The organism is Pseudomonas sp. NPDC087697 (assembly GCF_044743155.1).
Lineage (GTDB): Bacteria > Pseudomonadota > Gammaproteobacteria > Pseudomonadales > Pseudomonadaceae > Aquipseudomonas.
The window spans coordinates 19,200-36,397 of the sequence record NZ_JBIUVW010000055.1; the positions used below are offsets into that span (position 1 = coordinate 19,200).

Consider the following 17,198-nt stretch of genomic DNA (forward strand, 5'->3'; position numbering starts at 1 on the left):
CGACCATGTCTCGTTCCGAAACCCTGTTTGCCAATGCCCAGAAACACATTCCCGGCGGCGTGAATTCACCTGTTCGTGCATTCAAGAGCGTCGGCGGCACGCCGCTGTTCTTCAAGCACGCCGAAGGTGCCTACGTGACGGACGAAGACGACAAACGTTATGTCGACTACGTCGGCTCCTGGGGCCCGATGATTCTCGGCCACAGCCACCCGGACGTGCTGGACGCGGTGCGCAAGCAGCTTGAACACGGTCTGTCCTACGGCGCCCCGACCGCGATGGAAACCGAGATGGCCGACCTGGTCTGCTCGATCGTGCCGTCAATGGAAATGGTCCGCATGGTCAGCTCCGGCACCGAAGCGACCATGAGCGCGATTCGCCTGGCCCGTGGTTTCACCGGCCGCGACAGCATCATCAAGTTCGAAGGGTGCTACCACGGTCACTCCGACAGTCTGCTGGTGAAAGCCGGTTCCGGCCTGCTGACCCAAGGCGTGCCGAGCTCCGCCGGTGTTCCAGCGGCGTTTGCCAAACACACCCTGACGCTGCCCTTCAACGACATCGACGCCGTTGAAAAAATGCTCGCCGAAGTTGGCCAGGAAGTGGCGTGCATCATCGTCGAGCCAGTGGCAGGCAACATGAACTGCGTACCGCCAGCGCCAGGCTTCCTCGAAGGCCTGCGCACCCTGTGTGACAAACACGGCGTGGTGCTGATTTTCGACGAAGTGATGACTGGTTTCCGCGTGGCCCTCGGTGGCGCCCAGGCGCACTACGGCGTGACCCCGGACCTGAGCACCTTCGGCAAGATCATCGGCGGCGGCATGCCAGTCGGCTGCTTCGGCGGCAAACGCGAAATCATGTCGCACATCGCACCGCTGGGCCCGGTTTACCAGGCAGGCACCCTGTCGGGCAATCCGCTGGCCATGGCCGCCGGCCTGACCACCCTGCGCCTGATCAGCCGCCCTGGCTTCCACGCCGAACTGAGCGAGTACACCAGCCGCCTGCTCGATGGCCTGCAACAACGCGCCGACGCCGCCGGCATCCCGTTCGTGACCACTCAGGCCGGTGGTATGTTTGGCCTGTACTTCAGCGGCGCCGACGACATCGTGACCTTCGATGACGTGATGGCCAGTGATACCAACCTGTTCAAGCGCTTCTTCCATCTGATGCTCGAAGGTGGCGTGTACCTGGCACCGAGTGCATTCGAAGCCGGCTTCACCTCGATCGCTCACGGCGAAGCCGAGCTGAAACTGACGCTGGACGCCGCTGAACGCGCGTTCGCCGCATTGAAGTAAGCAGCGATAGACGCTGACGTCGACGATTGTCGACGTCAGCTTTATCCTACATTCCTACCTTATTTCTTACGCGACACCGGTAAATCCCCCAAAAGCGGCAGATATAATCCCCGCGCGGCAGAAAAACGAGTAAAGACTTTGTAAGGTGGGTCCTGCTTATTTCATAATGCGCGCTTATTGGATCCCTCGACGGGTCCGCGCGCCCTTCAGAGGTAAGTCGATTCCCATGAACCGCACCGGCCGCGCCCTTGCATTGGGCTGCCTGTTGCTCCTTCAGCCCCTGCTCGCGTATGCACAAGCAGGCGGCAACTCGTTGTTGATCCCAGCGATGGGTCGTTGCACCCTCAATACCCAGCCTGAAGACCTGAAGGAAGCACTCGCCACCTGTCAGAGAGCGTCAGACGCCGGGGATGCGGAAGCGCAATACGAGTTGGGCGAGTTCTACTACGAGGGCAAAAACGCACCGCGCGACCTCAAGCAAGCGCTGAGCTACTTCGAAAAAGCCTCGCTGCAAGGCCACGCTCAGGCGCAATTCAAACTTGGCACCATGTTCTTCCACGGTGAAGGCGTACCGGCCAATAACGTTCAGGCGTACATCGTGCTGAAAATGGCCGCGGTCAACGGCGCGGAAGACGCGCTGGATACCGCCGATGAAGTCGCCGAGCACATGCAACGCGATGAACTGGAAGTCGCCACCCAGGTGCTGGGGCAAATTTTCCGTAAATACCTGATGGAACTGCAAAGCGCGGACGGGCGTACGCCTTTCTCGCCGCTGCCTTAAATCCTGCATCGATCTTTCTGGCCCCTTCGCGAGCAAGCCCGCTCCCACACTGGATCTTCTGTGGACACATTATTTGTGAACGCCAGAGATCAAATGTGGGAGCGGGCTTGCTCGCGAATAGGGGCAACTCGGTTTTGAAGGCTTACTTCTCAGGCATCGGCATCGGAAACGGCATGACATTACCGACCGCGCCACGGGCTTCGCTGATTTTCGGTGTGCCCATACGCTCGACTTCGTCGATGCGCACAATCGAATGCATCGGCACAAAACTGCGCACCACGCCTTCGAACTGAGCCTTGAGCTTCTCTTCGCTCGGATCGACGACCACTTGCGTGCGCTCGCCAAAGACGAACTCTTCCACTTCCAGAAAGCCCCACAGATCACTTTGATAGATCTGCTTGGCGTACATTTCGAACACCTGGCCCTGGTTGAGGAAAATCACCTTGTAGATTGGAGCTTCACGTTTGGTCATGGTGGGCGGGTAACACGTCGAGGGATAAAAATGAGGGCGCGAACTATAGCATAGCCGCTGGACGCGCGACGGTAGGAACCGGGGGACTTGTTCCCTATAATGCGCGGTTCTTTGAATCACGTGATGATCCCGTCCATGGCCAAGAAGCTTTACATCGAAACCCACGGTTGCCAGATGAACGAGTACGACAGCTCGCGCATGGTCGATCTGCTGGGCGAACATCAGGCCCTGGAAGTGACGGCGCGCGCCGAAGACGCGGATGTCATCCTGCTCAACACCTGCTCGATTCGCGAGCGCGCCCAGGACCGGGTGTACTCTCAGCTGGGCCGCTGGCGCGAACTGAAGCTCGCCAACCCGGAAATGGTCATCGCCGTCGGCGGTTGCGTGGCCAGCCAGGAAGGCGCGGCGATTCGCGACCGCGCACCCTATGTCGACGTGGTCTTCGGCCCGCAGACCCTGCACCGCCTGCCGGAAATGATCGACGCCGCACGCCTCACCAAGTTGCCGCAAGTCGACGTCTCGTTCCCGGAAATCGAAAAGTTCGACCATCTGCCAGAACCGCGCGTCGACGGCCCTAGCGCCTACGTTTCGGTGATGGAAGGTTGCAGCAAGTACTGCACTTTCTGCGTGGTGCCCTATACCCGCGGCGAAGAAGTCAGCCGGCCGTTCGACGACGTGATCGCCGAGATCATTCACCTGGCCGAGAACGGCGTGCGTGAAGTCACCCTGCTGGGGCAGAACGTCAACGGCTACCGCGGCCTGACCCACGACGGGCGCCTGGCCGATCTGGCCGAGCTGATCCGCGTGGTTGCTGCCGTCGACGGTATCGACCGCATTCGCTATACCACGTCGCACCCGCTGGAGTTCTCCGACAGCCTGATCCAGGCCCACGCCGAAGTACCAGAGCTGGTCAAACACCTACATCTACCGGTGCAGTCGGGTTCGGACCGGATTCTCGCCGCCATGAAGCGCAACCACACGGCACTTGAATACAAGTCGAAGCTGCGTAAGCTGCGGGCCGCCGTGCCGGGTATCTGCATCAGCTCGGACTTCATCGTCGGCTTCCCCGGCGAGACCGAAAAAGACTTCGAGCAAACCATGAAGCTGATTGAAGACGTCGGTTTCGACTTCTCCTACTCGTTCGTGTACAGCCAGCGCCCGGGCACCCCGGCTGCCGACCTGGCCGACGAAACCCCGGAAGAGCTGAAAAAAGAGCGTTTGAACGCCCTGCAACATCGCCTCAATCAGCAAGGTTTCGAGATCAGCCGACAAATGGTCGGTTCGACCCAGCGGATCCTGGTGACCGATTACTCGAAAAAAGACCCCGGCGAACTGCAAGGCCGGACCGAGAATAATCGAATCGTAAACTTCCGCTGCGACAATCCAACCTTGATCGGCCAGTTCGCAGACGTGCACATCGACGCCGCACAGCCGCACTCGTTGCGTGGCTCGTTGATTCTATAATCACCATAAAACCCGTAGGAGCAAAGCTTGCTCGCGATGGCCACAACGCGATCTGCCTGACAGACCGAGTTATCGTTCATCGCGGGCAAGCCTTACTCCTACGGAACTGTGATTGAGGCTGCGTTATTTAAGAGCTTTCGCACGTAGCCTGCTGGCGTTATCCTTGATTTATCTCCATTGCCCCAGGGCGGCTAAAAACAACCTTGAACGCACCCATAGAACCACATCGCTTCATCCTCGAGCCCTTTGAGGCTCACCGCTTCGCCAATCTGTGCGGGCAATTCGACGAGCATTTGCGCTTGATCGAACAGCGCCTGGCGATCGTGATCCGCAATCGCGGCAATCAGTTCGAATTGATCGGCGAACCCAAGCACACCACCTCCGCGGAAAACCTTCTGCGCCGCCTCTACCGTGAAACCAAGGGTAGCGAGCTGTCGCCAGACACGGTTCACCTGTTCCTGCAGGAATCGGCCGTGGAAGAAATGGACAACCATTCGCCCGCCGAACACTCCGTCGCCCTGCGCACCAAAAAAGGCATGATTCGCCCTCGCGGCTTGAATCAGCTGCGCTACGTGAAGGAAATCCTGGCCAACGACATCAACTTCGGCATCGGCCCGGCCGGTACCGGCAAGACCTATCTGGCCGTTGCCTGCGCAGTCGATGCGCTGGAGCGCGAGCAGATCCGTCGCATCCTGCTGGTTCGCCCAGCGGTCGAGGCCGGCGAGAAACTCGGCTTCCTGCCCGGCGACCTGTCACAAAAGATCGACCCGTACCTGCGTCCGCTGTATGACGCACTGTACGAAATGCTCGGCTTTGAACACGTCGCCAAACTGATCGAACGTCAAGTCATCGAAGTCGCCCCACTGGCCTACATGCGTGGCCGTACGCTGAACAACAGCTTCATCATCCTCGACGAAAGCCAGAACACCACCGTCGAGCAGATGAAGATGTTCCTGACGCGGATCGGCTTTGGCTCGACGGCAGTCATCACCGGTGACATTACTCAGATCGACTTGCCGAAGGGCACCAAGTCCGGGTTGATTCATGTGATCGATGTGCTCAAGGAAGTACCGGGCATCAGCTTTACCCACTTCAAGCCCAAGGACGTTGTCCGCCACCCGCTGGTGCAGCGCATTGTCGAAGCCTACGAGCGCTTCGAAAATCGCCTGATCGACGAGCCTGCGACGCTTTCCGCCGAAAAGGGCAATCGCCACGATGCTTGAGCTTGATCTGCAACTGGCGACCGAAGCGCCTGCTCCCAGTGAAGCCGAATTCCGCCAATGGTGCGAACTGGCCCTGCGCCAGCGCACGGCTGACTCCGAATTGACCATCCGCCTGGTCGACGAGGAAGAAGCTCGCGAGCTGAACCATACCTGGCGGCAGAAGGATTACGCGACTAACGTCCTGTCGTTCCCTGCCGATGTGCCCGATGAATTGCTGGACATCCCGTTGCTGGGCGATTTGGTGATTTGCGTGGCCGTGGTCGAGCGCGAGGCCGCCGAGCAAGGCAAGGAATTGAAGGCCCATTGGGCGCATCTGGTCATTCACGGCTGCTTGCATCTGCTTGGTTACGACCATATAGATGACGACGAAGCCGAAGAAATGGAAGCACTGGAACGAACGTTGCTTGCAGAATTGGGTCATCCTGACCCTTATGCGGACGACGAAACCGAAACATCCCCTATCGTTACAACAAAGGATTCAGAGTAATCGCTATGAGCGAAGATCGATCGAGCAACGGGCAAAAGTCCTGGCTGGGTAAACTCACCCAGGCTTTTGCCCACGAGCCGAAAAACCGTCAGGAGCTGCTGGAGCTTCTGCGTGATGCCCATCAGAACAAGTTGCTGGACAGCGAAGCGCTGGCCATCGTCGAAGGTGCCATCCAGGTGGCTGACCTGCAAGTACGCGACATCATGGTCCCGCGCTCGCAAATGGTCAGCATCAAGGCGCACCAGACACCCCGCGAGTTCCTTCCGGCCGTCGTTGATTCCGCGCACTCGCGTTATCCGGTGATCGGCGAGAGCCACGACGACGTCATGGGAGTGTTGCTGGCCAAGGACTTGCTGCCGCTGATCCTCAAGGAGAACGGCGACAGCTTCAACATCAAGGATCTGCTGCGTCCGGCCACGTTCGTGCCCGAGTCCAAGCGTCTGAACGTGTTGCTGCGCGAGTTCCGCGCCAACCATAACCATATGGCCATCGTCATCGACGAATACGGCGGTGTGGCGGGTCTGGTCACCATCGAAGACGTGCTGGAACAAATCGTCGGCGACATCGAAGACGAGCACGACGTCGAAGAAGACAGCTACATCAAGCCACTGCCCAGCGGTGACTTCCTGATCAAGGCCCTGACGCCGATCGAAAACTTCAACGAGTTCTTCGACAGCGAGTTCTCCGACGATGAGTTCGACACCGTCGGCGGCCTGGTGATGAGCGCGTTCGGGCACTTGCCAAAACGCAACGAAATCACTGAAATCGGCGCCTATCGCTTCCGCATTCTGAACGCCGACAGCCGGCGCATTCACTTGCTGCGCTTGACCCCTATAGCCCGTTAAGGACTGACATGCGTTGGATCACCCGCCCCGGCTGGCCCGGTAACCTGCTGGCCGTGGCGGCCGGTGCACTCACCACCCTGGCGCTGGCGCCGTTCGATATCTGGCCGCTGGCGTTGCTGGCGGTCGGGGTTTTCTACGCAGGTCTTCGCGAACTGACACCTCGTCAGGCGCTGGGTCGTGGCTGGTGCTTCGGTTTCGGCCTGTTTGGCGCCGGCACCAGCTGGATCTACTACAGCATTCACAACTTTGGCGGTGCTTCGGTGCTGCTGGCCGGGATGCTGATGCTGGCGTTCACCGCCGCGATTGCCTGGTTCTTCGCCCTGCCGGCCTGGCTCTGGGCGCGCTGGTTGCGCCGTAACGAAGCGCCATTGGCCGACGCCTTGGCCTTCGCCGCATTGTGGCTGGCGCAGGAAGCCTTCCGCGGTTGGTTCCTCACCGGCTTCCCATGGCTCTATTCCGGTTACAGCCAGCTCGACGGCCCGCTCGCCGGATTGGCGCCGTTGGGCGGCATGTGGCTGATTTCTTTCAGCCTGGCCCTGACCGCCGCGCTTGTGTACAACCTGCCGCGCCTGATCAAGGCCGGACGCAAAGGCTTTATCGTCGCAGGCCTGCTGTTGCTGGCCGCGCCGTGGGTGATCGGCCTGTCGCTCAAGGGCCACGCCTGGACCAGCCCTTCGGGCAACCCGCTCAGCGTCGCGGCAATTCAGGGCAACATCGAACAAAGCATGAAGTGGGACCCGGCACAGCTCAATGCACAGTTGGCGCTGTACCGCGACATGAGCTTCAGCTCCAAGCGCGTCGACCTGCTGATCTGGCCAGAAACTGCGGTCCCGGTGCTCAAGGAGTCTGCCGAAGGCTACCTGAACATGATGGGCAACTTCGCCGCTGAACGAAATTCGGCGCTGATTACTGGCGTACCCATTCGTGAGGAAGTCCACCACGAAAAACGCTTCTTCAATGGCATCACCGTGGTCGGCCAAGGCGACGGTACCTACCTCAAGCAAAAGCTGGTGCCGTTTGGCGAGTACGTGCCGCTGCAAGATCTGCTGCGGGGACTGATCGCGTTCTTCGACCTGCCAATGTCGGACTTCGCTCGCGGCTCAGCCGATCAAACTCTGCTGCAAGCCAAGGGTTACCAGATTGCTCCCTTCATCTGCTATGAAGTGGTCTACCCGGAGTTTGCCGCCGGCCTTTCGGCGCGCAGTGATTTGCTACTGACCATCAGCAACGACACCTGGTTCGGCACCTCAATCGGTCCACTGCAACACCTGCAGATGGCACAGATGCGTGCGCTGGAGGCCGGTCGCTGGATGATTCGTGCGACCAACAACGGCGTCACCGGATTGATCGACCCATTTGGCAAGATCACTGTGCAGATCCCGCAATTCGAACGCGGCATTCTCTACGGCGAAGTGGTGCCGATGCACAACCTGACGCCTTACCTGCAATGGCGCTCGTGGCCGTTGGTCATCCTTTGTCTATTGCTGTTTGGCTGGGCATTGCTGGCAAGCCGGATCGCCAAGACGGTTTAACCTCACATGATCGTTCCCATGCTCCCGCGTGGGAACGATCAACGTTAGCGATAAAAGATCCAGTACCCAACCTGCCCCACCGCCTCATTCAGCAGTTGCCCCGATCGCCAGATCGCGTTGAACTCCGGCATCCAGCCACCCAGCGGCCGAGCGTTATCCACACCCAAAAAACCCATCGGTGCCGGCACTACGGTCAAACCCGCGTGCTCGAAACTCCAGACGCTGCGCGGCATATGCCAGGCTTGCGTCACCACCACGACCCGCTTCAACCCGAAAGGCTTGAGCATCTCAGCGGTGAATTGAGCGTTTTCCCAGGTGGTGAGGCTACGCCCCTCCTGCCAACGGACCGCCACTCCAAAATCATCCTGTAACGAATCGGCCATCAACTTCGCTTCGGTTGGCGGCGTGCCGTAATGCAAACCACCGCTGGTCAACACCGGTAAACCCGACGCTTTGGCCAGCCGCGCCGCGTAACGTTCACGCTCCAGCGCCACACCGGTCGGCTGATCGGAACCCCAGGCAAGGTCACCACGTTCGCGACCGGCTCCCAACACCACAATCACATCTGCGCGTTCAGCCAAAGTCGCCCATTCGCTACGGGCCAGCGGGGGCTCACGCTCAAGGGCCTTGGCGCTCCACTGCACGACGACCGGCAAACTCATCAACCAGAACCCACCGACACCCAAAGCAAAACACAGCCCCGCAAGGCGCGGTCTTGAGCGGCGCAACCACCAGGCGAGCACAAGTAACAGCAAAAGAATGCCGGGCGGCAGAAGAAGTTGTTTAACGAAATAACGAAAAGGCATCGAGCATCTCCAGAGATGCCCGAAGCCTAAGTGGGTTGAAGCAAAGCGACAACTAAGATGGAGGGCTTTTTATTCAAAAAGCCATCACGAGTGACTTCATGCGCCCGCACGGAGCAACAAACACTTGCCTGATCACTTACTTGACCTGCAGGGACCGGACCTTTACCGCGTCTCTGCCAGGTAGCTTGTCTTTCAACCAGATAATTTTGGCCGAACGGGGGGCGTCGTTGTGCTTCACTGCTTCTAATGACAAGCATCCTTGCGCCTCACGTTCACTACGGTCCAGGTAAGCCTTGATCAGTTCGAACTCTGCGCGGCTCAACCCGCGAAGTTCCAGCTCCGCCGGACGCTCATCGCGCAACCGGCCCGCTGTCTTTGCGGCATCCAAGGCTAGCCCAAGGCGCTCTATCAGCTTTTCGTACAACTCGGGTTTTGTTACTTTTCGTTGTGACTCAACCATCCCTCACCTCATTGAAGATAAGACTCACTCCCCATCTAGAGCTTAGCTTCGCTGAGCAAACCGTTCTGGTGCCGCGACCAACGGCCCTAGGGTTGTGGCCAGCACGCAATCAGGGTTTCCCTCGGTAGAGCGCGGTCATGTATGCTACGGCGCTTCCTGTAACTCCACTTCCAGCTCGGCTGGGCATCGAAACGCCACTTTTGGCGTCATCAGCGTCCAGCGTTGCATTGAAGAGGATTAGGCCACCCCTATTCAGTTCAAAAGTAGCCATGCACGAACAATATCAGCCCCGTGAAATCGAAGCCGCCGCCCAGTCGTTCTGGGACGAGCAAAAGTCCTTTGAAGTCAGTGAACAGCCAGGCAAGGAGACTTTCTACTGCCTGTCGATGTTCCCTTACCCCAGCGGCAAGCTACACATGGGGCATGTGCGCAACTACACCATCGGCGACGTGATCTCCCGCTATCAGCGCATGCAAGGCAAAAACGTCCTGCAACCCATGGGTTGGGACGCTTTCGGCATGCCAGCGGAAAACGCCGCGATGAAGAACAACGTCGCGCCGGCCAAATGGACCTACGAAAACATCGCCTACATGAAAACCCAGCTGCGCAGCCTGGGTCTGGCGGTCGACTGGTCGCGCGAAGTCACCACCTGCAAGCCTGATTACTACCGCTGGGAACAATGGCTGTTCACTCGCCTGTTCGAAAAAGGCGTGATCTACCGTAAAAACGGCACCGTGAACTGGGACCCGGTCGACCAGACCGTTCTGGCCAATGAACAGGTGATCGACGGTCGCGGCTGGCGCTCCGGCGCGCTGATCGAAAAACGCGAAATCCCGATGTACTACTTCAAGATCACCGCCTACGCGGATGAACTGCTTTCGAGCCTCGACGACCTGCCGGGCTGGCCCGAGCAAGTCAAAACCATGCAGCGCAACTGGATTGGCAAATCCCGCGGCATGGAAGTGCAGTTCCCATACAACGTCGACTCGATCGGCGAAGCGGGCACACTGAAAGTCTTCACCACCCGTCCGGACACCCTGATGGGCGCGACTTATGTTGCCGTGGCTGCCGAGCACCACCTGGCGGCCCTGGCCGCACAGAACAACCCTGAGCTGCAAGCGTTCATCGCGCAATGCAAAGGCGGCAGCGTGGCCGAAGCCGACGTTGCCACCCAGGAGAAAAAAGGCCTGCCGACCTCACTGTTCGTCGAGCACCCGCTGACAGGCGAAAAACTGCCGGTGTGGGTCGCCAACTACGTGCTGATGCACTACGGCGATGGTGCGGTCATGGCTGTACCGGCGCACGACGAGCGTGATTTCGAATTTGCCATCAAGTACAACCTGCCGATCAAGTCCGTGGTGCGCACCAGTTCCGGTGACAGCAACCCGGCCCCGTGGCAGGACGCTTATAACGAATATGGCACGCTGATCAATTCCGGTGAATTCGACGGTCTGGACTTCGCTGGCGCGTTCGACGCTATGGAAGTCGCCCTGATCAAGAAGAATCTCGGCGCCTCGCGCACCCAGTTCCGCCTGCGTGACTGGGGTATCAGCCGTCAGCGCTACTGGGGCTGCCCGATCCCGATCATCCACTGCGATACCTGCGGTGACGTGCCGGTGCCAGAAGATCAACTGCCTGTTGTGCTGCCGGAAGACGTCGTACCCGATGGCGCCGGTTCACCATTGGCGCGCATGCCCGAGTTCTACGAATGCAGCTGTCCGAAATGCGGCCAGCCTGCCAAGCGTGAAACCGACACCATGGACACCTTCGTCGAGTCGTCCTGGTACTACGCCCGTTATGCCTCGCCGCATTACGAAGGTGGCCTGGTAGACCCGGCTGCGGCCAACCACTGGTTGCCGGTCGATCAGTACATCGGCGGTATCGAACACGCGATCCTGCACCTGCTTTATGCGCGCTTCTTCCACAAACTGATGCGCGACGAAGGTTTGGTCAGCTCCAACGAGCCGTTCAAGAACCTGCTGACCCAAGGCATGGTGATCGCCGAGACTTACTACCGTCGCGAAGCCAATGGCAGCTTCACCTGGTACAACCCGGCGGACGTTGAGCTGGAGCGCGACAGCAAGGCCAAGATCATCGGCGCCAAGCTGATCAGCGACGGCCTACCCGTCGAAATCGGTGGCACCGAGAAGATGGCCAAGTCGAAGAACAACGGTGTTGACCCGCAGTCGATGATCGACCAGTACGGTGCTGACACCTGCCGCCTGTTCATGATGTTCGCCTCGCCACCTGACATGAGCCTGGAATGGTCCGACTCCGGCGTCGAAGGTTCGCACCGTTTCCTCAAACGCGTCTGGCGTCTGGCTCAGGCCCACGTCGGTCAGGGCCTGCCGGGCAAGCTGGACATCGGTATGCTGAACGATGAACAGAAAGCCATTCGCCGCTCCATCCACCTGGCTATCAAGCAAGCCAGCCAGGACGTCGGCCAGCATCACAAATTCAACACGGCCATCGCCCAGGTGATGACGCTGATGAACGTGCTGGAAAAAGCCCCGCAAGGCACCGAACAGGATCGCGCACTGGTTCACGAAGGCCTGGAAACCATTACCCTGTTGCTGGCGCCAATCACGCCGCACATCAGCCACGAACTGTGGCATCGACTGGGTCACGCCGATCCAGTGATCGATGCCGGCTGGCCGGTTCTGGACGACAGCGCTCTGGTTCAAGACAGCCTGCAACTGGTGATTCAGGTCAACGGCAAGCTGCGCGGCCATATCGAAATGCCTGCCAGTGCCAGCCGCGAAGAAGTCGAAGCCGCCGCACGGGCCAATGAAAACGTGCTGCGCTTCGTCGACGGCCTGACTATTCGTAAAGTGATCGTAGTGCCCGGTAAACTGGTCAATATCGTCGCTAGCTAATTGGATCAGGCGCCAGGTCGTGTACCTGGCGCCGAACAGAACCTTTCGGGTCGCACAGTCGGCCCACATGGTTTCAAGGGGAGCAACAAGATGATCAAACGCAATCTGCTGGTGATGGGCCTCGCGGTACTGTTGAGCGCCTGCGGCTTCCAGCTGCGCGGTACCGGCACCACCGAACTGGCGATCAAGGAAATTGACCTGAGCGCGCGCAACGCCTACGGCGAAACCGTGGTGATGATGCGTCAAGCACTGGAAAGCAGTGGCGTTAAAATCTACGTCGGCGCGCCTTACAAGCTGGCACTCACCAATGAGCAGGAAAGCGTGCGCACGCTCAGCTACATCGGTGGAGCCCAATCGGCCGAGTATGAGCTGACCAACGTACTGAACTATGAAATCGTCGGTCACAACAACCTGTCCCTGCTCGACGACAAACTGCAGGTGCAGAAGGTCTACATGCACGACGGCAACAACATCACAGGTTCTGACCAGGAAGCCGCCGAAGCGCGCAAGGAAATGCGTCGTGACCTGGTGCAACGCATGATGCTGCGCCTGCAACAGTTCACCCCGGCTCAGCTTGATCAGTTGCAGCAGACCGCTGACGCTCGTGCCAAAGCGGAAGCCGACGCGCTGGAAGCAGCACGCAAGGCTGAAGCGAACACTCCGCGTCAGTCACCTATGCAAGTGCCGACCGAGTAAGTCGTACGGGGCGTTCCGGCGCCCCGTTCGCCCCGCCTTATGAAACTAGCCCCCGCCCAGCTCGGCAAACACCTGCAAGGCGCCCTTGCGCCCGTTTACATCATCAGTGGCGATGACCCATTGCTCTGTCAGGAAGCTGCCGACGCCATTCGCTCGGCTGCCCGCCAGCAAGGTTTTGACGAGCGTCAGGTGTTCAGCGCAGATGCCAGTTTCGACTGGGGTACGCTGCTGCAAGCCGGCGCCAGCATGTCGTTGTTCGCTGAAAAACGCGTGCTGGAGTTGCGTTTGCCATCCGGTAAACCCGGCGACAAGGGCGCTGCTGCGCTGATGGAGTATTGCTCGCGTCCGGCCGAAGACACCTTGCTGCTGATCAGCCTGCCAAAGCTTGACGGCAGCGCGCAGAAAACCAAGTGGGGCAAGGCGCTGGTCGAAGGCCCTCAAACCCAGTTCGTGCAAATCTGGCCGGTGGATGCCAACCAGCTGCCGCAGTGGATTCGTCAGCGTTTGTCGCAGGCCGGGCTTGCCGCCAGCCAGGATGCCGTTGAACTGATCGCCGCAAGGGTGGAAGGCAACCTGCTGGCAGCCGCCCAGGAAATCGAAAAGCTCAAGCTGATGGCCGAAGGTGGCCAGATAACGGTCGAAACCGTACAAGCGGCGGTCGCCGACAGCGCGCGCTTCGATGTTTTCGGGCTGACCGATGCAATTCTTAATGGCGAAGCTGCGCATGCTTTACGCATGCTTGAAGGCTTGCGCGGCGAAGGCATCGAACCACCCGTGATTCTTTGGGCGCTGGCCCGGGAGCTTCGGCTACTGGCCAACCTGTCGCTGCAATACAGCCAGGGCGTACCGCTGGACAAGGCCTTCAGCCAGGCCCGACCGCCCGTCTGGGACAAGCGCAAACCACTGATGAGCAAAGCCCTGCAACGCCATTCGGCGCAGCGTTGGGCGCAACTGCTGCTCGATGCCCAGCGGATCGACGCACAAATCAAAGGTCAGGCCGCGGGTTCGCCGTGGATGAGCCTGAGCCGACTGTCGTTGTTGATGGCCGGCCAGCGCCTGGCCTTGCCTGCCGAGTAAGTCTTTTTGTGGCGAGGGAGCTTGCTCCCGCTGGGTTGCGAAGCGACCCCAAAGAGCATCCTCACACCCTTACCAACGACTGCTGCGCAGCCGAACGGGAGCAAGCTCCCTCGCCACAGGTCATCATTTCCTACACATCGCGGGGACTAGACAGAACCCCCACTTCGGCCGATGATTTGCCCCGCATAAACCACTCAACGAGAGAACCGCCCATGAGCAAACACAAGCGGCCCAACAAGGCCAAATCCATCGTCGCCCAGCCACTGTTCCGCAGCCGTCAGGAACAACCCGGCAAGGGCAAAGGCAGCTACCGCCGCGAAGCCTTCCAGTCTAAAAGCTGGGAGGCTTCTTACTTTCTGGCGGCATAAAGTTTCAACATAACCCCGCTCCCCCTCGGCATGATAAGGTCTGCACCTGATTCGTATTATCTGGACCTGTGCATGCCCCTTTGTCTTTCCCGTCGTTGGCACCTGCGCCAACTGATTGCTGCCTCCAGCCTTGTTCTGCTTGTCGCCTGTGCGGAAAAACCCACCGCTGCCGACGCGCAACCGCTTCAGACCGCCCCCGTTGCAACCGCCCCGGCCGTCATTCCTCCGGTAGTGCCCGATGGCGACAACCTCGATATCCAGCCGACCCAGACCTTCGAAGAATGGGAGGCCGGTTTCCGTAAAGATGCCCTTGCCGCGGGTATCCGCCCGAACGTGTTCGACCGCGCCTTTGCCGGTGTCACGCCGGACATGAGCGTGATTCGCGCAGATCGCAGCCAGCCGGAGTTTACCCGTCCGGTGTGGGAATACCTCGATGGCGCGCTCTCAGCCGCCCGTGTGCGCAAAGGCCAGGCATTACTCAGCCAGTACGCCGATACCTTGACCACCATCGAGCAGCATTATGGTGTCGACCGCCAGGCACTCGTGGCGGTCTGGGGCATGGAAAGCAACTTCGGCAGTTTCCAGGGCGACAAATCGGTGATCCGCTCGCTGGCGACCCTGGCCTACGAAGGCCGCCGGCCAGACTTCGCCCACGCCCAATTGCTGGCCGCACTTCAGATTCTGCAGCAAGGTGATATCACCCCCGAGAAGATGCTCGGTTCCTGGGCCGGCGCCATGGGCCAGACCCAGTTCATCCCGACCACCTACCTCACCCACGCGGTAGATTTTGACGGCACCGGTCACCGCGATATCTGGGGCAGCCCGACTGACGCATTGGCCTCGACCGCTCATTACCTGCAAAGCTCCGGCTGGCAGAAAGGCCAGCCCTGGGGCTTCGAAGTGCAACTGGCGAGCGGTTTCGACTATTCGCTGGCTGACGGTGCAATTCGCAAAACCGTCTCTGAGTGGATGCAACTGGGCTTGAAACTTCCCTACGGCGCCCACGTTCCGGCCGGCTCCGAGCAACTGTCAGCCGCACTGCTGTTGCCAGCTGGCTATCGCGGCCCGGCATTCCTGATACTCGACAACTTCCGCGCGGTCCTCAAGTACAACAACTCGTCGTCCTATGCATTGGCGGTGAATCTGTTGTCCCAGCGCTTCACCGGTGCCGGTCTGATCAGCGGAGAATGGCCGAAGGATGACCTGCCTTTGAGCCGTACCGAGCGAATCGAACTGCAGAGCTTGCTGAGTGCCAACAACTATGACGCGGGTAATGCCGACGGCATCATCGGCGCCAACACCCGCAAGGCCATTCGCAGCGCCCAGCAGTCGTTCGGTTGGCCGGCAGATGGCTACCCGACACACAAGTTGCTGGAAGGTTTGCGTAACCGCTAGTCAGCCGTATGGCGGATGCCGCCTTCGCGAGCAAGCTCGCTCCCACATTCGACCGTATTTCCATGAAGGAACTCGGTCACCTGTGGGAGCGAGCTTGCTCGCGAAGACTGACTAACTGGCGACCACAATCTAACGCCTGATCACCACATCCTGCTCCAACCACAACTCTTTGTTCCCCGCATCCAGCCTTACCAACGCTCCCATGGGCAGCGTCAGGTTCGGATCGCAATGGCCGCTGCGCCACCCCGCTAGTACTGGAATACGCAACGGCTCGAAGGTTTGCTTGAGCAACCTCGCCAATGCATCGCTGTCCACTCCCGCCACATCCCCCACCAGAACCCCGCGCAGCTTCTTCAGCTTGCCGGCCAGGCGCAGATGGGTCAGCAGCCGGTCGATGCGATACAACGGCTCGTTGATGTCCTCGATGAACAGAATGATCCCGTCGGCATCGATTTCGAAAGGAGTGCCCATGGTCGCCGCGACCATCGACAGATTACCGCCCAGCAAACGCCCACGAGCGATGCCTGGCTCGATCGTGGCCAAAGGGTACGCCGCCGGATGCGCCAACAGGCTCCCGGCGCTCAGCTGGCCTCTGAGCAGACCAAACAATGAAGACTCGGTAGGTTGCTGTTTGTCCCCCAGCAGGTCGGCGTTGAGCATCGGCCCGTGAAAGGTCACAAATCCCGCATAACGGCTGATAGCCAGGTGCAGCGCAGTAATGTCGCTGTAGCCGACAAACGGCTTGGCATTGCGCCGCAGCAACTCGAAGTCGATCCGGTCCAGCAAGCGAGGGCTGCCATAACCGCCGCGCAGACAGAGAATCGCATTGATGGCCGTGTCGGCAAACGCATCATGCAGATCCTTCAGCCGAACGTCATCACTGCCGGCCAGGTAGCCGTCGTCCTCAAGGACGCCCGGGAAAATCCGCAGCGAATACCCCCGCGCACGCATCCATTGAAAAGCCTTTTCGGTATCCAGTGCCGCCGGGCCTGCCGGCGCAATGACGCCGATCAGCCCCTCGGCGGGTAATGCCGGGACTTGCGCGTGCTCAGAAATAACGAGGGTCGAGCGAGTGGTCATCCGTGATTCTCCCTGTGTGAATGCTTCAACACACAGTAGTCAGGAACGGGGACAAACAGAAGAGCATCAGTTGCCCCGCAGAGTGCAGGAAAAAACTGAACGTGACGCGGCACTGTGGCCAGCGCCCGAGAATAAAAATGCCCGCAAGGCGTAAGCCTTGCGGGCATTGTGGATCAGGACGACATCAACTCGGCCTTGACCAGCTTCGCCTGCTCGTCGGCATGGTACGAGGAACGTACCAACGGGCCGGAGGCGACGTTCTTGAAGCCCATCTTGTAACCTTCCTCGGCGAACCAGGCGAAGGTGTCCGGGTGCACGAAACGCTGCACCGGCAAGTGGCTGCGCGA

At 59.7% G+C, this 17,198-nt stretch carries 16 protein-coding genes and 1 pseudogene; 12 read left to right on the forward strand and 5 right to left on the reverse strand.

The genetic code is table 11. The features are described from left to right. The first annotated feature begins 5 nt into the window (after positions 1-5). Together hemL and ACIPIN_RS26280 are read left to right on the forward strand one after the other, a co-directional pair. Positions 6-1,289 (forward strand): glutamate-1-semialdehyde 2,1-aminomutase, encoded by a 1,284-nt coding sequence (hemL, locus tag ACIPIN_RS26275; protein ID WP_401123916.1) that lies wholly within the window; start codon positions 6-8, stop codon positions 1,287-1,289. 226 nt (positions 1,290-1,515) lie between these two features. Further along, positions 1,516-2,070 carry a tetratricopeptide repeat protein gene (locus tag ACIPIN_RS26280; protein WP_401123919.1) on the forward strand — a complete coding sequence of 185 codons (555 nt, stop codon included), beginning with the start codon at positions 1,516-1,518 and terminating at the stop codon, positions 2,068-2,070. Positions 2,071-2,212: 142 nt separating this feature from the next. Here the strand turns inward: ACIPIN_RS26280 and ACIPIN_RS26285 are convergent, their stop codons facing one another. After that, complete coding sequence (locus ACIPIN_RS26285; protein WP_008052403.1) at positions 2,213-2,542, reverse strand: DUF1820 family protein; 330 nt, start codon at positions 2,540-2,542, stop codon at positions 2,213-2,215. 135 nt (positions 2,543-2,677) lie between these two features. Between ACIPIN_RS26285 and miaB the strand changes: the two genes are divergently transcribed. From miaB to lnt, 5 genes are all read left to right on the forward strand, one after another. Next, a complete protein-coding gene (gene miaB, locus ACIPIN_RS26290; protein ID WP_401123922.1) occupies positions 2,678-4,006 on the forward strand; it encodes a tRNA (N6-isopentenyl adenosine(37)-C2)-methylthiotransferase MiaB in 1,329 nt (442 codons plus the stop codon). A gap of 203 nt (positions 4,007-4,209) precedes the next feature. Further along, entirely contained in the window at positions 4,210-5,229 is a 1,020-nt protein-coding gene (locus ACIPIN_RS26295) for a PhoH family protein (RefSeq protein WP_401123925.1), read from the forward strand. Next, positions 5,222-5,716: an rRNA maturation RNase YbeY gene (gene ybeY, locus ACIPIN_RS26300; RefSeq protein ID WP_401123926.1), complete on the forward strand. Its 495-nt coding sequence runs from the start codon at positions 5,222-5,224 to the stop codon at positions 5,714-5,716. The genes ACIPIN_RS26295 and ybeY overlap by 8 nt, the downstream gene beginning before the upstream one ends. Before the next feature lie 5 nt (positions 5,717-5,721). Further along, positions 5,722-6,561, forward strand: coding sequence for an HlyC/CorC family transporter (locus tag ACIPIN_RS26305; RefSeq protein ID WP_401123927.1), 840 nt, complete (start codon positions 5,722-5,724; stop codon positions 6,559-6,561). Positions 6,562-6,569: 8 nt separating this feature from the next. Beyond that, entirely contained in the window at positions 6,570-8,093 is a 1,524-nt protein-coding gene (gene lnt, locus ACIPIN_RS26310; RefSeq protein WP_401123930.1) for an apolipoprotein N-acyltransferase, read from the forward strand. Between the two features lie 44 nt (positions 8,094-8,137). Here lnt and ACIPIN_RS26315 read toward each other — a convergent pair whose 3' ends face one another. Beyond that, positions 8,138-8,899 (reverse strand): YdcF family protein, encoded by a 762-nt coding sequence (locus tag ACIPIN_RS26315; RefSeq protein ID WP_401123932.1) that lies wholly within the window; start codon positions 8,897-8,899, stop codon positions 8,138-8,140. A gap of 136 nt (positions 8,900-9,035) precedes the next feature. Then, on the reverse strand, positions 9,036-9,359 hold the full coding sequence (locus tag ACIPIN_RS26320; protein ID WP_401123934.1) for a hypothetical protein: 324 nt from the start codon (positions 9,357-9,359) through the stop codon (positions 9,036-9,038). A 269-nt stretch (positions 9,360-9,628) separates the two neighbouring features. On the opposite strand from ACIPIN_RS26320, the gene leuS reads away from it, so the two are divergent. The 5 genes from leuS (at position 9,629) to ACIPIN_RS26345 (ending at position 15,771) form a co-directional block, all read left to right on the forward strand. Beyond that, entirely contained in the window at positions 9,629-12,235 is a 2,607-nt protein-coding gene (gene leuS, locus ACIPIN_RS26325; RefSeq protein ID WP_401123937.1) for a leucine--tRNA ligase, read from the forward strand. A gap of 90 nt (positions 12,236-12,325) precedes the next feature. Continuing rightward, positions 12,326-12,931 carry an LPS assembly lipoprotein LptE gene (gene lptE / locus ACIPIN_RS26330; RefSeq protein ID WP_401123939.1) on the forward strand — a complete coding sequence of 202 codons (606 nt, stop codon included), beginning with the start codon at positions 12,326-12,328 and terminating at the stop codon, positions 12,929-12,931. 39 nt (positions 12,932-12,970) lie between these two features. Continuing rightward, a complete protein-coding gene (gene holA / locus ACIPIN_RS26335; RefSeq protein WP_401123941.1) occupies positions 12,971-14,008 on the forward strand; it encodes a DNA polymerase III subunit delta in 1,038 nt (345 codons plus the stop codon). Positions 14,009-14,220: 212 nt separating this feature from the next. Then, positions 14,221-14,376 carry an alternative ribosome rescue factor ArfA gene (gene arfA / locus ACIPIN_RS26340; RefSeq protein WP_019693801.1) on the forward strand — a complete coding sequence of 52 codons (156 nt, stop codon included), beginning with the start codon at positions 14,221-14,223 and terminating at the stop codon, positions 14,374-14,376. A gap of 72 nt (positions 14,377-14,448) precedes the next feature. Then, the gene (locus ACIPIN_RS26345) at positions 14,449-15,771 is read left to right on the forward strand and encodes a lytic murein transglycosylase (protein WP_401123944.1); all 1,323 of its coding nucleotides are present in this window, start codon (positions 14,449-14,451) and stop codon (positions 15,769-15,771) included. 129 nt (positions 15,772-15,900) lie between these two features. Here the strand turns inward: ACIPIN_RS26345 and ACIPIN_RS26350 are convergent, their stop codons facing one another. Next, entirely contained in the window at positions 15,901-16,851 is a 951-nt protein-coding gene (locus ACIPIN_RS26350) for an LD-carboxypeptidase (RefSeq protein ID WP_401123945.1), read from the reverse strand. 173 nt (positions 16,852-17,024) lie between these two features. Beyond that, positions 17,025-17,198: pseudogene (locus ACIPIN_RS26355) on the reverse strand (lipoyl synthase); the annotation flags it as partial.

What these genes read in the sequence shown, in the direction of transcription:
- hemL (WP_401123916.1), top strand. Translation starts at nt 6, where the DNA reads ATGTCTCGTTCCGAAACCCTGTTTGCCAATGCCCAGAAACACATTCCC.
- ACIPIN_RS26280 (WP_401123919.1), top strand. Translation starts at nt 1,516, where the DNA reads ATGAACCGCACCGGCCGCGCCCTTGCATTGGGCTGCCTGTTGCTCCTT.
- ACIPIN_RS26285 (WP_008052403.1), bottom strand. Translation starts at nt 2,542, where the DNA reads ATGACCAAACGTGAAGCTCCAATCTACAAGGTGATTTTCCTCAACCAG.
- miaB (WP_401123922.1), top strand. Translation starts at nt 2,678, where the DNA reads ATGGCCAAGAAGCTTTACATCGAAACCCACGGTTGCCAGATGAACGAG.
- ybeY (WP_401123926.1), top strand. Translation starts at nt 5,222, where the DNA reads ATGCTTGAGCTTGATCTGCAACTGGCGACCGAAGCGCCTGCTCCCAGT.
- ACIPIN_RS26305 (WP_401123927.1), top strand. Translation starts at nt 5,722, where the DNA reads ATGAGCGAAGATCGATCGAGCAACGGGCAAAAGTCCTGGCTGGGTAAA.
- lnt (WP_401123930.1), top strand. Translation starts at nt 6,570, where the DNA reads ATGCGTTGGATCACCCGCCCCGGCTGGCCCGGTAACCTGCTGGCCGTG.
- ACIPIN_RS26315 (WP_401123932.1), bottom strand. Translation starts at nt 8,899, where the DNA reads ATGCCTTTTCGTTATTTCGTTAAACAACTTCTTCTGCCGCCCGGCATT.
- ACIPIN_RS26320 (WP_401123934.1), bottom strand. Translation starts at nt 9,359, where the DNA reads ATGGTTGAGTCACAACGAAAAGTAACAAAACCCGAGTTGTACGAAAAG.
- leuS (WP_401123937.1), top strand. Translation starts at nt 9,629, where the DNA reads ATGCACGAACAATATCAGCCCCGTGAAATCGAAGCCGCCGCCCAGTCG.
- lptE (WP_401123939.1), top strand. Translation starts at nt 12,326, where the DNA reads ATGATCAAACGCAATCTGCTGGTGATGGGCCTCGCGGTACTGTTGAGC.
- holA (WP_401123941.1), top strand. Translation starts at nt 12,971, where the DNA reads ATGAAACTAGCCCCCGCCCAGCTCGGCAAACACCTGCAAGGCGCCCTT.
- arfA (WP_019693801.1), top strand. Translation starts at nt 14,221, where the DNA reads ATGAGCAAACACAAGCGGCCCAACAAGGCCAAATCCATCGTCGCCCAG.
- ACIPIN_RS26345 (WP_401123944.1), top strand. Translation starts at nt 14,449, where the DNA reads ATGCCCCTTTGTCTTTCCCGTCGTTGGCACCTGCGCCAACTGATTGCT.
- ACIPIN_RS26350 (WP_401123945.1), bottom strand. Translation starts at nt 16,851, where the DNA reads ATGACCACTCGCTCGACCCTCGTTATTTCTGAGCACGCGCAAGTCCCG.